The sequence below is a fragment of the Photorhabdus tasmaniensis genome (assembly GCF_011189505.1).
GTDB classification, from domain to species: domain Bacteria; phylum Pseudomonadota; class Gammaproteobacteria; order Enterobacterales; family Enterobacteriaceae; genus Photorhabdus; species Photorhabdus tasmaniensis.
Window position 1 is genome coordinate 1 of the sequence record NZ_PUJU01000229.1, and the last position, 411, is coordinate 411.

Below are 411 nucleotides of genomic sequence, written 5' to 3' on the forward strand. Positions count from 1 at the left end.
AGTTACAGGCGGGTAAAGACCTGCAACTGAATGCTAACCGGGATATTCAGCTCTCCTCCAGCCAGAACAGTGAGCAGACCACTGGCAAAAACAGCCGCCACGGCAGCTCGCTGGGCGTGGGCCTGACTGCGGGACCGGGGGGCACCGGCCTGAATGTCTCAGCCAATGTCAGTCGGGGCAAAGGCCATGAAAATGGCAACAGTGTCAGTCACAATAACACCACGTTACAGGCAGGACAGACCGTCGAGCTGAACAGTGGCCGGGACACCTCGCTAAAAGGCGCTCAGGTCAGCGGCGAACAGATAACCGCCGAGGTGAAACGTCACCTGACGCTCAGTAGCGAACAAGACAGCAACCGCTATGACAGTCAGCAGCAGAACGCCAGTGCCGGAGCCAGTGCCACCGTGGGCC

At 59.4% G+C, this 411-nt stretch carries 1 protein-coding gene; it reads left to right on the plus strand.

Translation table 11 applies throughout. The features are described from left to right. On the plus strand, positions 1-411 hold a 411-nt coding region (locus C5471_RS23700; protein ID WP_207627464.1), incomplete at both ends, for a hemagglutinin repeat-containing protein.